The organism is Chitinophaga sp. SVR4-12A (assembly GCF_056754765.1).
The window spans coordinates 2,085,242-2,098,469 of the sequence record NZ_JBPGWP010000001.1; the positions used below are offsets into that span (position 1 = coordinate 2,085,242).

General features: G+C 50.5%; 13 protein-coding genes. 7 read left to right on the forward strand and 6 right to left on the reverse strand.

Annotated elements, in window-relative coordinates:
* A complete protein-coding gene (gene lepB, locus ACR9Y8_RS08375) occupies window positions 1-1,185 on the reverse strand; it encodes a signal peptidase I (protein WP_481212796.1) in 1,185 nt (394 codons plus the stop codon).
* A gap of 101 nt (window positions 1,186-1,286) precedes the next feature.
* On the opposite strand from lepB, the gene ACR9Y8_RS08380 reads away from it, so the two are divergent.
* The gene (locus tag ACR9Y8_RS08380) at window positions 1,287-2,030 is read left to right on the forward strand and encodes an SRPBCC family protein (RefSeq protein WP_481212797.1); all 744 of its coding nucleotides are present in this window, start codon (window positions 1,287-1,289) and stop codon (window positions 2,028-2,030) included.
* Between the two features lie 4 nt (window positions 2,031-2,034).
* A complete protein-coding gene (locus ACR9Y8_RS08385; RefSeq protein ID WP_481212798.1) occupies window positions 2,035-3,210 on the forward strand; it encodes a zinc-dependent alcohol dehydrogenase in 1,176 nt (391 codons plus the stop codon).
* Between the two features lie 103 nt (window positions 3,211-3,313).
* Here the strand turns inward: ACR9Y8_RS08385 and ACR9Y8_RS08390 are convergent, their stop codons facing one another.
* Window positions 3,314-3,553, reverse strand: a complete 240-nt coding sequence (locus tag ACR9Y8_RS08390; RefSeq protein WP_481212799.1) for a hypothetical protein — start codon at window positions 3,551-3,553, stop codon at window positions 3,314-3,316.
* A gap of 229 nt (window positions 3,554-3,782) precedes the next feature.
* Between ACR9Y8_RS08390 and ACR9Y8_RS08395 the strand changes: the two genes are divergently transcribed.
* Window positions 3,783-4,010, forward strand: coding sequence for a CDGSH iron-sulfur domain-containing protein (locus ACR9Y8_RS08395; RefSeq protein ID WP_481212800.1), 228 nt, complete (start codon window positions 3,783-3,785; stop codon window positions 4,008-4,010).
* A 74-nt stretch (window positions 4,011-4,084) separates the two neighbouring features.
* Here the strand turns inward: ACR9Y8_RS08395 and ACR9Y8_RS08400 are convergent, their stop codons facing one another.
* Window positions 4,085-4,537: a cold shock domain-containing protein gene (locus tag ACR9Y8_RS08400; protein ID WP_481212801.1), complete on the reverse strand. Its 453-nt coding sequence runs from the start codon at window positions 4,535-4,537 to the stop codon at window positions 4,085-4,087.
* A 162-nt stretch (window positions 4,538-4,699) separates the two neighbouring features.
* Window positions 4,700-5,317, reverse strand: coding sequence for a trimeric intracellular cation channel family protein (locus ACR9Y8_RS08405; RefSeq protein WP_481212802.1), 618 nt, complete (start codon window positions 5,315-5,317; stop codon window positions 4,700-4,702).
* 64 nt (window positions 5,318-5,381) lie between these two features.
* Between ACR9Y8_RS08405 and ACR9Y8_RS08410 the strand changes: the two genes are divergently transcribed.
* From ACR9Y8_RS08410 to ACR9Y8_RS08420, 3 genes are read left to right on the forward strand one after another with little or no spacing between them, the layout of a single operon-like run.
* The gene (locus ACR9Y8_RS08410) at window positions 5,382-6,227 is read left to right on the forward strand and encodes a ThuA domain-containing protein (RefSeq protein WP_481212803.1); all 846 of its coding nucleotides are present in this window, start codon (window positions 5,382-5,384) and stop codon (window positions 6,225-6,227) included.
* A gap of 9 nt (window positions 6,228-6,236) precedes the next feature.
* Window positions 6,237-7,280, forward strand: coding sequence for a sterol desaturase family protein (locus ACR9Y8_RS08415; RefSeq protein ID WP_481212804.1), 1,044 nt, complete (start codon window positions 6,237-6,239; stop codon window positions 7,278-7,280).
* Between the two features lie 30 nt (window positions 7,281-7,310).
* Window positions 7,311-7,601 carry a hypothetical protein gene (locus ACR9Y8_RS08420; protein ID WP_481212805.1) on the forward strand — a complete coding sequence of 97 codons (291 nt, stop codon included), beginning with the start codon at window positions 7,311-7,313 and terminating at the stop codon, window positions 7,599-7,601.
* Window positions 7,602-7,612: 11 nt separating this feature from the next.
* On the opposite strand, the gene ACR9Y8_RS08425 is transcribed toward ACR9Y8_RS08420, so the two are convergent.
* Complete coding sequence (locus ACR9Y8_RS08425; RefSeq protein ID WP_481212806.1) at window positions 7,613-8,305, reverse strand: sulfite oxidase-like oxidoreductase; 693 nt, start codon at window positions 8,303-8,305, stop codon at window positions 7,613-7,615.
* An 88-nt stretch (window positions 8,306-8,393) separates the two neighbouring features.
* Between ACR9Y8_RS08425 and glgX the strand changes: the two genes are divergently transcribed.
* Complete coding sequence (gene glgX / locus ACR9Y8_RS08430; protein ID WP_481212807.1) at window positions 8,394-10,511, forward strand: glycogen debranching protein GlgX; 2,118 nt, start codon at window positions 8,394-8,396, stop codon at window positions 10,509-10,511.
* A 46-nt stretch (window positions 10,512-10,557) separates the two neighbouring features.
* Here the strand turns inward: glgX and treY are convergent, their stop codons facing one another.
* Entirely contained in the window at window positions 10,558-13,227 is a 2,670-nt protein-coding gene (treY, locus tag ACR9Y8_RS08435) for a malto-oligosyltrehalose synthase (protein ID WP_481212808.1), read from the reverse strand.
* Between the last annotated feature and the right edge of the window lies 1 nt (window position 13,228).

Below are 13,228 nucleotides of genomic sequence, written 5' to 3' on the forward strand. Positions count from 1 at the left end.
TTAACGTATCTTTTTAAAGAAGCGGTTCCATCGCAGCCCTTCTTTACCATAGCTCAACCAGGTGATCCATGCCTGCCCTACCACATGATCTTCCGGCACAAATCCCCAATAGCGGGAGTCCAGCGAGTTATGACGGTTATCTCCCATCATCCAGTAATAATCCATTTTAAAGGTATAAATGTCGGCCGCCTGGTCGTTGATATAATAACGGCCATTCTTTTCTTCCAGCTTATTGGCTTCATATACGGCAATGATGCGGCGGTACAATTCAATCGTACTGCGGTCCAGCTTTACCGTTTGTCCCTTATGCGGAATATATAAAGGACCGAAATTATCCTGGTTCCAGTGATGGTAAGCCGTATCATGCGGAAACACGGCTGGATCGCCTGTACCTGCTGCGCTGAAATCCGGCCGTATGCCTTTTACCACTGTAAATGAGTGCAGCTCAGCCACATCAGATGTGGTAAGATTGTAGCGGTAAAGGCCGGGGCTGTCGCTGCCCACCGCAGGATCGATCACGCCCATATCATTCAGGCGGGCGGGGTTCAGCTCTTCGCCGCTGGTCTGTATCCAGTATTCCGTTTCTCCTTCCGTTGGTATGGGCGCCTGCCTGTTATTGACATAAACGATACCATCCTTTATCTGCAGGGTGTCACCCGGGATAGCGAGACAACGTTTGATGATGTTCTCCCGTTTATCGATGGGGCGCGCCATGATATGATATTGTTCCCAGACGCTTTGCCTGCCGTAACGCCTTACCAGGTCATAATAGTTGCTGTTCTCTTCTATTTCTATCGCCACGGTATCACCTTCCGGCAGGTTAAACACCACGATGTCGTTCCTTTTGATGGAAGTGAAGCCGGGCAGGCGGCGGTAAGGCCATTGCACGGCAGTGCTGTAAGACGGCGTATTTTTAGTGAGCGGCATCTTGTTATGCACCAGTGGGATGGCCAGCGGAGTAATAGGAATACGCGGCCCGTAGCTTACTTTGCTTACAAACAGGTAATCGTTCACCAGCAGGGTCCTTTCCATGGAACCGCTGGGTATACAATACGCTTCGAAGATAAAAGTGCGGATCACGGTGGCAGCGATGATGGCAAATACACCGGCGTCTAACCATTCCCGTAGCATTGATTTTTTTCGGGGCTGACCGGGATGTTTCTTTTTAAGGAAAGGGAGCTTCATAGCAAGTATTTTAGCATGCTGAAAGTAAGGAATGCCCCTAAAATAGTTGAGCGGATTGTTACCAGCGGTACATATTTTGAGGGTAAAGTAAAAAAACGCTTATGGATGCTGAGCAAACCCCAAACACCGGTTCCAGCCGTATCAATCTTGGAAAGACGGAACGTATCCTTTCTGCTGCCGGTGGCGCTTTCCTGCTGACCTCCGGCGTACAGGACCTGAGAAGGCGCCCCCTTATGGCTATTGTAAAGGGCCTGGCAGGCGGTTATCTGCTTTATCGCGGCACAAGCGGGCATTGCCCTCTTCGTGAGCTGATCAGCCAAACCAAACCTCAAAAACAACCCAAACCCTTGCTGATCCGTGAAGCGCTTACGGTAAACCGGCCCCGGAACGAAGTGTATAATTACTGGCGGCAATTGAGTAATCTGCCGCTTTTTATGAAACACTTAGTGGAAGTGACTGTGGAAAATGAGCTGCAATCACGTTGGAAAATGCGGTTGCCAGGTGGAGCGGGCACTGTGGAGTGGATGGCAGCAGTGGTAGAGGACAAACCGGGTGAAGTGCTGGCCTGGCGTTCTGTTGAAGGTTCTGACATAGATACCACCGGAGAGGTCATTTTCAAAGATGCACCCGGCGACCGCGGCACAGAAGTACATGCCACCATCTTTTACCGCGCTCCGGCAGGGGCCCTTGGTAACATAGCCGGCAAACTCTTCCGGAAGGGGTTTGAAATACAGGTGCGCCAGGATCTACGCCGCTTTAAACAGATGCTGGAAACAGGAGAAACCTCCACCATTGAAGGCCAAACGGCTGCCAGAGAACATACCGCCATGTATCTTAATCCCTGATCACATGAAAGCACTGGTCTGGAAGGGCATTAATGACCTGGGGGTTGAAACCGTTAAAGATCCGGGCATCCTGAACCCTCATGACGCGATCATTAAAGTAACGCTATCTTCTGTATGTGGTTCCGATCTGCACCTCCTGGGCGGCTACGTGCCCAGTATGCATGAAGGCGATATCATCGGGCATGAATTCATCGGCGAAGTAGTGGAAACAGGCCCACAGGTACGGGATTTACAAAGAGGAGACCGTGTGGTAGTCGGTTCCGTGATAGGTTGCGGCGAATGTTACTATTGCCAGCATAATGCCTGGTCTTTATGCGACAACTCTAACCCCCACGCCTGGATGGCGGAAGCAGTCTTTGGTTACTCAGGGGCGGGCGTTTTTGGGTATTCCCATGCTTTCGGCGGCTATGCAGGCAGCCATGCAGAATACATCCGGGTGCCTTATGCAGATAAAGGAGCATTTAAGGCGCCGGAAGGGATCTCTGATGAGCAGCTGCTTTTCTGTTCAGACGCTTTTCCTACCGGCTATATGGCGGCGGATATGTGCGGCGACTTAGCCGGAAAGGTGGTAGCTATATGGGGCTGCGGCGGAGTGGGACAGATGGCTATCCGCAGCGCCTGGTTACTGGGCGCCGCACGGGTGATCGCAATAGATCGTATCCCCGAAAGGCTGGTCATGGCCAAAAGCCTGGGCCAGGCAGAAGTGATCAACTATGAAAAGACAAATGTGCTGGAAGCGCTCAGAGAAATCACAGCCGGGCGTGGCCCCGATTGTTGTATAGACGCTGTTGGTATGGAAGCACATACCACCGGCTTAGAGCAATATTACGACCGTGTAAAACAAACCCTGCGTCTCCAGACAGACAGGCCTGCTGTACTACGCCAGGCGATCATGGCCTGCGGAAAAGGGGGCATTGTGTCTGTTGTAGGCGTGTATGGCGGACTGGTGGATAAATTTCCAATGGGCGCTGCTATGAACAAAGGGCTTACCCTGAGAACGGGACAGATGCACGCGCAGAAATACATACCGCGGCTGTTAGATCATATTCTGAAAGGGGAAGCCGATCCGTCGTTCCTCCTCACCCACCGCTGGGCACTCGAACAAGGCCCCGAAGGATACAAGATGTTTAAGGAAAAAACAGATGACTGTATACGGGTGGCATTTGATCCTGCTCTTTAATAAAAAAAGAAACGCCGGAAAGTGTCACACCTGGGTTTCATGGGGATGATGCCATGATATTGTCTGGTGTGACGCTCTCCGGCGTTCCTTTTTAATTACATCATTAATCGTGCCCTTCTAATTTTACAAGCTTATTGTAAATTCCGAGCAGCAGGAAAGGCGCAGCCCATTGACCTACGAACAGGCTCTTGTGCCTGGCGCCTGTCAGCTGCAATGCCAGTGAAACGCCCATTGCACCCAGGGCAGCCCAGAGATATACATCTGAGGGTATTTTTGCTGTCTGCTTCTCTATGGCTTTTGCCACCTTTCCTTCCTGCAGTTCAGGGTTGAAATTTGGTTCCATATGCATGGTTTTATGGTGATCATTCCCTTTTACATCATAACAGACGTAAAATTTATGCCAAAGTTCAGCGTACTGATGGCTATACCAGTGAGAGGATAAAACTGCAGTCTTATTAAAGGAATGGGGCATCAAACAGCTGTTGCTGTTGCAGGCATTGCACGCTTTGTGTTGAATATTTTCCCAAAATGCCGTTTGAACTGATTATTTTTGGCCGTCTAAAAAAACACCAATGGCTACAACTAAGATCACTGTAAACAGTAATGGCTCGCTGAAGATAGAAGGCGATTTTGAGATCGTTGACAAGAATGGCAACAAATACGATTTAGGGGGAAGAGAGGCGGTATCTATCTGCCGCTGCGGGCTTTCCAAGAACAAACCGTTCTGCGACGCTTCACACAAAGGGCATTTTGAGCATGAAGCCATCGCTTTCGCCCTGCCTCCCAAGAAAACTAACTAGGTAAAATATGAGCGCTGCCCGGTATGTCTGATGTCCGGGCAGTGCTACCTCAGATAGCGGGACGCCGCTGTACACTATCCTTTCTTCACGTTAACGGCGCTGGGCCCTTTCTGTCCCTGCTCTATCTCGAAAACCACCTTATCCCTTTCCTTGATGGGTTCCTGTAGCTGACGGATATGCACGAACACGCTTTCCTGGGTATGCTGATCGATAATAAACCCGTATCCTTTGGATTCGTTGAAAAACTTCACGACGCCCCTGTGCAGGCCATCTGCCGGTGCTGCCGCTGCTGCATCCTGCCTGGGAACGCCCAGCTGGATGTCTTCAAGGTTGATCTCTTTTCTTTTACTGGGGTCTGGTGGGGTTGAAGTAATGTTTCCGTTCTCGTCCACATAAGCCAACATATCTTCAAATGACGCGCCTTTGCTTGCCTTGCGGGCTTCCTTCTTTTCCTGTTTCTCCTGTTTATGTTGCCTTTTCTTCTTTTCGTTTTCGTGTTTATTAGACGACTCGTTGGGTCTGGCCATATTTCACTGCAGTTTTTTTGTGTATTAAAGTTCTTGATTTTCTTTCAAAAATACGCGTCATTTTATTGTCAACGAAGCTTTTCACGGCCTCATGATATGAATTCGAGAACTATAAAATAATTTGTCATATGTTGCTTCCTGAAGCTGATTTATTTTCTTGCTTCAGTGCCATTCTTCCTGGTAAACAAATTTTGGCATTTGCCACCCGAAACGTATAGCCAGCAGGCGTAGCACCAGCCCGGCCACCGCGGCGATCACCGTTGCCAGGTGTACGCTTCCTCCCAATGCTTCGATGCCCAGGTAGATAGCGCCGGTAACAATGGCGGCGCTGGCATAGATCTCCTTATGGAACAGCAGGGGAATGTCATTGCACAATACATCGCGCAGCACGCCTCCGGCGCAACCGGTGATCATCCCGCTCAGCATCACTATGATAAAGGAAAGATGCAGTTCTTCCGCCACCTGGCAGCCGATGATAGTAAAGACCACTAAGCCCAATGCATCCAGGTATAAGAACAACATTCTCAACCTGCCCATGAAGGAAGCAATCAGCCCCGCAAAAATAGCGCCGCCCGCGGTAATCAGCAAGTACTCAGGATGTTCCACCCAGGTCATCGGGTAATGGCCCAGCAATATGTTGCGGATAGTGCCACCGCCCAGGGCCGTTACCCATGCAATGATGCAAACCCCCACCCAGTCCATATTACGGCGGCCGGCGGAGAGGGCGGCTGTCATCGCCTCTGCCGTTATAGCGATGATGTACAGTATGTGTAATAGCATAGCCGCAAAGGTAATAATTGATGAAAGGCAGGAATAAATAGCCAAAAAAAATTAGCTTTATACCATGAAATTCCACGGGACGAGTATAAGGTCCATCCTGCTTTGCGCAGCATGGTGCCTGGTCATTACTGTAGCAGCGGCACAAAATGCAGATCCACGGTTCAAAGTGATCGCATTTTATACAGCAAAAAACGACCAGGCGCACATCAGCTATGTGCATGAAGCTAACCACTGGTTCCCCGCCATGGCTAAAAAATACCACTTTACGTACGACTCAACAGATAACTGGGACAACCTGAATGCAGATTTCCTGGCCCGATACCAGGTGGTGCTTTTCCTCGATACCCGCCCGGAAAAACCGGCTCAGCGGGCAGCATTTAAAGCATATATGGAAAAAGGCGGCGCCTGGATGGGCTTCCATTTTGCCGGCTTTGCCCTTACGCCGTCCGACTTTCCGCAGAACTGGGACTGGTACCACAATGATTTCCTGGGGTCAGGCTCCTATGTAAGCAATACCTGGCGGCCTACCTCCGCTTTTCTGCGGGTAGAAGATAAAGCGCACCCGGTAACGCAACACCTGCCCACGGTATTCAAATCGGCTCCCAATGAATGGTACCGCTGGAGCAATGACCTGCGCAGCAACCCGGACATCCGGATCCTGTTGTCTATTGACAGCACCAGCTTTCCGCTGGGCACCGGCCCGAAACAGCATGAAATATGGCATAGCGGCTACTACCCGGTAGCCTGGACCAATAAACGCTACAAGATGCTGTATTTCAATATGGGCCACAATGATATTGACTACGAGCATAAAACCAATAAGACATTATCGTACACATTTGCCAACGAGCTGCAGGACCAGCTGATCATTGACGGCCTGTTATGGCTCGGCGGCAAAAGCAAAAAATAGTTATCCGTTATGGCACCTTTCGAAACTTTACTGAATGAATTAACCGGCTTTTTAGGCATTAACGCATTGCTGGAGATGTATAAAACCGGCGATTATCACCAGCTACTGACCTTCAATGGCATACTCGGGGCTATATCGCCCGTGATTCCCTTCTTATTGCTGATTGAGATCGGACGGGCGCTGGTGTACAAAAAATTCAAGATAGAAGACTACAAAATGCCCTTCCTGATCTTTGTGGTCAACCGCTTTATTTCCAGGTTCCTCTCCATTGCCGCAGTGGCTTTCTTCATAGGGCTGCTGGAGAAATATGCGCTGTTCAAAACCAGCTTTACCTGGTACTGGCTGATCTATGGATATATTGTATGGGAGTTCTCCCACTTTGTGTATCACTACCTGGGGCATAAGATACGCCTGTTCTGGTGCCTGCACTCCACGCACCACGCGCCGCAAACCATGAACCTCTCCGTAAGCTATGCGCATTTCTTCCTGGAAGCGCCTTATGCAGATACCATCCGTACCAGCATTTGTATACTGGCAGGTGTGAACCCACCACTGCTGTTCTTCATCATGTTCATTGATGGTTTCTGGGGCGCATTCATTCATGTTGGCGAGAACATTCTTCCCAATGCCAGGCTCGGCTTCCTGAACAGGATCATCCTGACACCTTCGCATCACCGCGTGCATCACGCGCGGAACCCGCTGTATATGGACACCAACTTCTGCAACCTGCTGAACATCTGGGATAAAGTGTTCCACACCCATCAGCCTGAAAAAGAAGACCTGAAAATAGAATACGGCATTACCCGGGAAATGAACCCTAATAATTTCATGGATGTGTATTTCGGTGAGTTCTACGCTTTGTGGAAAGACCTTGTAAAAGCCCCGGGTATAAAAAATAAGCTCTTATACATTGTAATGCCGCCCGGATGGAGCCATACCGGCGACCATAAAACTGCAAAAGTCACGAAACAGGCTTACCTGCTGGAACAACAGCAGCAGCAACAGCAGGAAAAGGAAACTATTAGCGTACAGACCGGCAGTGTGATGGCCTGAAGATTGCTGTTTAACAGTTAAACGAGCAGTATGACAAGGCAGATCACCATTACGGTGGGCGGCGTTCAATACATGGTAGACGTGGATATTGAAAGCGCGCAAACCGATATTGTTTATCACGTAACCACACCGCAGCATTTCAGAAAGGAGCTACCGGAAAGATTTGACATTGTAAAACCGGAAAATCAACAGCAACCCAGGTACGACATACAGCACCTGGAAGGAATAGGCAGGGAGGTGGCCGACGCCGTCTGGCACCAGGTCAATACCTTAGCCCCTCAGTTCAAAGGAAAGGAAGGAAAAGAAGAAACCCGTACGTAAATCCGGTAATATCAGCTGTACCGGTCGTTCCTCCAGGGATAGGCCGTATTGGAATACCCTCTTTCTTCCCAGAAACCCAGTTTATTGTAGGGCAGAAATTCTATCCGCCTGATCCACTTGGAACCTTTCCAGGCATACAACTGCGGCGTGATCATGCGCACCGGGCCGCCATGCGGTATGGGCAGGGGTTGCCCATCCACCGTATGCGCCAATAGTACGTCCGGCTTCAGTGCTTCTTCCAGCGAAACGTTAGTGGTATAATCGTCATAGCCATAGCAGAGGATGTGGGTGGCGGTGTCCTTAGGCTGTACCAGGGCTGCAAGATCCAGCAGCCTCACGCCCTTCCATTGCATATCAAGCTTTGACCAGGTGGTAACGCAGTGAAAATCGGATGTATCATCTGTTTGCGGCAGCGCCATGAATTCTTCCCAGTTCAATGTTACGGGGTGTTCCACCTCGCCATCCAGGGTTAGTGTCCATTCTTCCAGCGGGATCTCCGGCTCAATGCCCAGATCCAGCACCGGCCATTTATGTGTGACGGTCTGGCCAACCGGTACTACCGGCATTCCATGACGGTTAGGTTTACCGCTGCCCATCGGCTTATTATCCGCCACCGATGGTGTACGCTTCATTTTTTCCTCAAAGCGGGACTTTAACTTCATCCTGGCTTCCACAATCCGTTTTAGTTTATCTGCTTCTTCCATAGACCGAAGGTAAGAACTTTCATCACACCACGCTTATGCTGAACCGGGCACCAAACTTGTTAGTACTGTCAGCAATCACTATTGACATATGAGTATAGTAGCTTACCCGGGTCAACCCTACCCTTTAGGGGCCACATGGGATGGAGAGGGCGTTAACTTCGCCCTGTATGCAGAGAGCGCCACCTCTGTTGAACTATGTCTTTTTGATGAGCCTAAAGACGCTACAGAAAAGGACTGTGTGAAGCTGGCAGACCGCAACAATCATGTATGGCATATCTACCTGCCGGGCATAAAACCCGGACAATTATACGGCTATCGTGTAGACGGCCCCTTTGAGCCACAGGAAGGACATCGCTTTAACCGCAACAAAGTATTAATAGACCCATACGCCAAAGCTATTGCCGGAACGGTGTCCTGGCATGATTCCCTGTTTGGGTATGAAATGGGACATCCGGACCAGGACCTTAGCTTCAATGCAACCGACAGCGCTCCCTTTATTCCTAAAAGCGTGGTGATAGACGGACGATTTGACTGGGAAAACGACAAACCGCTGAAAACACCTTATCACGAAAGCATCATTTACGAAACACATGTGAAAGGCTTCACCAAACTGCACCCGGATATACCCGAAGAGCTGAGAGGCACGTATAAAGGCATGGCACATCCCGTTGCCATCCAATACATGAAAGACCTGGGCATTACCGCCGTTGAGCTGATGCCCGTGCATCACTTTATCACAGACAAATACCTGCTGGATAAAGGGCTCAGCAACTACTGGGGATACAATACCATCGGGTTCTTTGCGCCGGATGTACGATACGCTGCCACTGGTGTGCGCGGAGAACAGGTGACCGAATTCAAGGAAATGGTAAAGGCCCTGCATAAAGCAGGCATCGAAGTGATCCTCGATGTAGTGTATAATCATACCGGTGAAGGCAATCACCTCGGCCCTACCCTTTCTTTCCGCGGTATAGATAATGCCGCTTACTACCGCCTTACTGACGACAAGCGTTATTACATGGATTATACAGGTACCGGTAACACGCTGAACGCACGCCTGCCCAGCGTGCTCAGGCTGATCATGGATAGCCTGCGTTACTGGGTGCTCGATATGCATGTAGATGGTTTCCGCTTTGACCTCGCTGCCACCCTGGCCCGCGAGCTGCATGAAGTGAACCGCCTCAGCGCATTCTTTGATATCATACACCAGGACCCCGTCATATCCCAGGTAAAGCTGATAGCTGAGCCCTGGGATATTGGCGAGGGAGGCTACCAGGTAGGCAAGTTCCCGGCAGGATGGGCGGAATGGAATGGTAAATACCGCGACTGTATCCGCGATTACTGGCGGGGAGCAGACAGCACACTGGCAGAATTCGCCTCCCGCTTCACCGGCAGTGCTGACCTTTATAAAGACGAGTTCCGCAGGCCCACTTCCAGCATCAACTTTGTTACTGCACATGATGGCTTCACATTGGCGGATCTTGTATCCTACAACGAAAAACATAACGATGCCAATGGAGAGAACAACCAGGATGGCGACAATCATAACCGCTCCTGGAACTGCGGCGCAGAAGGCCCTACCGATGACGTGCACGTGAATGCGCTGCGCAGAAAACAGCAGCGCAATTTTCTCGCTACCTTGTTTCTTTCACAAGGCGTGCCCATGCTGGTGGCAGGAGATGAAGCAGGGCGCACACAACAGGGTAACAACAACGCTTACTGCCAGGATAACGAGATCAGCTGGCTGCATTGGGATAAACTGGACCAGGAGCTGCTGGACTATACAAGGCAGCTGATCCACCTGCGCTTACAGCATCCTGCATTCAGGCGCAGGCGCTGGTTTCGCGGACAAGCGGTAGCAGGCACCAAAGTGGAGGACATTGCCTGGTTTCAGCCGGAAGGCTATGAGATGACGGAAGAGAACTGGGACACCGGGTTTGCCAAATCACTGGCGGTGTACCTGAACGGGCTTGCATTAAGAGCGGTAGATCCCAAAGGACAAAAGATACAGGATGACAGCTTTTATATCATCTTCAATGCACACCATGAGCCTATCACATTCATATTACCGCCCGCTGATTATGGAGAACAATGGGAAGTAGTATTGAATACCGGTACGCAGGGAAAAGTAACAGAGCAATTTAATGCGGGAGACAAGGTAGAGGCGGCAGAGCTGTCGATAATTTTATTAAAGCATAAGAATTAACGGTTGCTCTCCGCCGTCATTGCGGGGATGAGGTGGCGCGCAAACATCAAACATTCATCAACAACGCTACCGGGAAGGTGTCTAATATATCCAATGGCAGCTTACCTTCGTGCAGCCTTATTTCTTCACCGGTAAACACATTTCTCCACTTCGTGGGAGCGCCCGCAGGCAATGCAATCCGCGGTTTTAGCTCATCATCCCCCTGCCTGCATGCCGCCAGCAAGGGCGCTACTACCAGGCACCACTGTTCTTTGTATCGGCGCGCATAAACGATAACAGCATGAGAATTGTCGCTGTAGATGGGAATGTATTCTCCTTTGGAGAATAGCGCAGGGTGCTCACGGCGCAGCTGCAATGTTTTCCGGGTGACATACAGTTTTTCCAATCCTTCCAGGCGCCGTTCTTCCAGGAGAGATAACAACTGCGGTATCCCTTTTCGTTCCTCTTCCTTTAATACAGACAACAGGTGTTTACGTAAACCATAATCCACCGGCCGGCGGTTATCCGGATCTACAAAGCTCAGGTCCCACAGCTCACAACCCTGGTATATATCGGGCACGCCGGGCACTGTGATCTTCACCAATGTTTGCGTAAGACTGTACACCGCTGCATGCATACCTACTTTCTCAAAGAATGCAGCTACGCTGCGGGGGAAGGGGCTGTTCTCCGCAAAGAGCTGTTCAATAAAATGCAGGCAGGCATTTTCATATGCCTCATTGGGCTCGGACCAGTTGCTGTGCACTTTCGCCTCCCGCACTACTTTTATAAAATAGTCTGACAATCTTTTAATAAATGATTCCGTAATGATGCCATCCGCAGGAAATCCACCGATAATGGACTGGTAGATGAAATACTCATCATTCATATCAGGAGCGGTGATCTCGCCAATCTCACTGGTATGCACCTTATTCATTGCATGCCAGTGCTGCACCTGGTGGATCCACTGATGCGGATGCAGCGTAAGCGCATTGAGACGGATACGTGCGTCCTCTCCCCTTTTGGTATCATGCGTGGCAGTAGTATTCAACGATAAGGGACGATGGCGATGCTTGTTCACCGCGCGCTCATGGAACAATGCGAGCGAACAGCGGCAGCCTTCAGGCGCATCGCCTACTTCGTTGTGCGATACCAGTGCGTTGTATACATAGAACAAAGTATCCTCTACGCCTTTGGCGGTGAGCGGTCCGGTGAACTGCATCACCCGCTGCAGAAAACGCAATACGCTTGTATTATGCCTGTTCTGCGACCACCACGAGCGGATCATTTCAAATACCCTCATCAATGCAGGTTCGGTTCGGTAGGCGCCGTGCACGGCGTACTCCAGCAGTGAAAGGTCGCGGGTAGACATCGGCTTATGCTCCAGGTAAATGCGATACACGGGCAGGTGCACCATAAAGAGGCCTAGTGCTTCTTTGACGTCCTCCCTGTCAAGCACCGGTGGGATCAGTCCTAACTGGTAGGCAAAGTTTACCAGGTTCTCCCATTCACCGGCCATCTGCGTGCTGAGGATCAGCCGTTTCTTGCTCACGGCCAGGCGCTCATACTTTGCGAGATCAGGGAACTGGCTGCGATAAAAACGGGCGATCATTTCCATCCCCAGCTGATCGGTGAGCAGCTGATTCACATCTCCCAGGAACTCATAGCCCGTACTGCCCTGCAGCTCCCAGTCGCGGGGCATCGTTTCATTACCTGCCAGGATCTTTTCTGCAATGATGTAACATTCATTGCCAAAGAGCCCGCGTAAGCGTTTGATATAGGCGCCCGGGGCACAGAGCCCGTCAATATGATCAATACGGAGGCCCTGGATCAGGCCTTCGCTGTACAGCTGGTGAAGAAAGGTATGGTACTCATTAAACACCTTTTCATCTTCCATCCGCAGGCATATTAATCCGTTCACGGTAAAGAAGCGGCGATAGTTGATCTTTGTTTCTGCGTCGCGCCAGTGGTGAAATGTATAGTACTGGTTATCGAGCAGCGCGTTTAATAATGTACGATCGCTGTTCACACGTTGGGCCAGCTGCTGCAACTGCGCTTCATCAGCTGCTTTAAAAAGATCTTTCTTTCGCTGCTGCCATTCTTCCAGCACGTAGTGCTTCATTACGCTTTTTTTCAGGCCGCAAAGCAACTGCTTGATATTGCCTTCACCAGGCTGCAGCGCCGCCATCAGGAGATCATAAGAGCGTGCAGACAGTGGCAGCCGCAGGTAGTCTGTTCCCAATAACCATCCCTCTGCTGCAGGCGCCAGCTTTATTTCTCCGGCTTCCAGGCACTCCTGCAAGGGCTTACCCAGGAAGGGCAGCATCAGTTTTCCTTTGATGGCAGGATCAGGATATTCCCAGTCGATATCGAAGTAGTGATAATAGGGCGACAGCGGCCCTCTTTCCAGCACATCCATCAGCCGGTGGTTAGCAGGATCCAGCGCCATATGATTGGGCACGATATCCTGGATCCAGCTCATGCCCAGGGCCTGCAGCTTCTGGCGCAATCCGCGCCATTGTTCCAGCGTGCCGATAGCGGGGCTCACTTTATGCGGGTCTGTAACATCATAACCATGCATACTGCCCGGCGTAGCTTCAAAAACAGGGGAAGCATAAATGGTGGTAATACCCAGTTCATGCAGGTATTCGAGGTTATCTTCAAGGTCTTTGAAAGTAAATTCGTGGTTAAACTGTACCCTGTAGGTAGACACGGGGGTAAAAACATCACTGGTGATCATC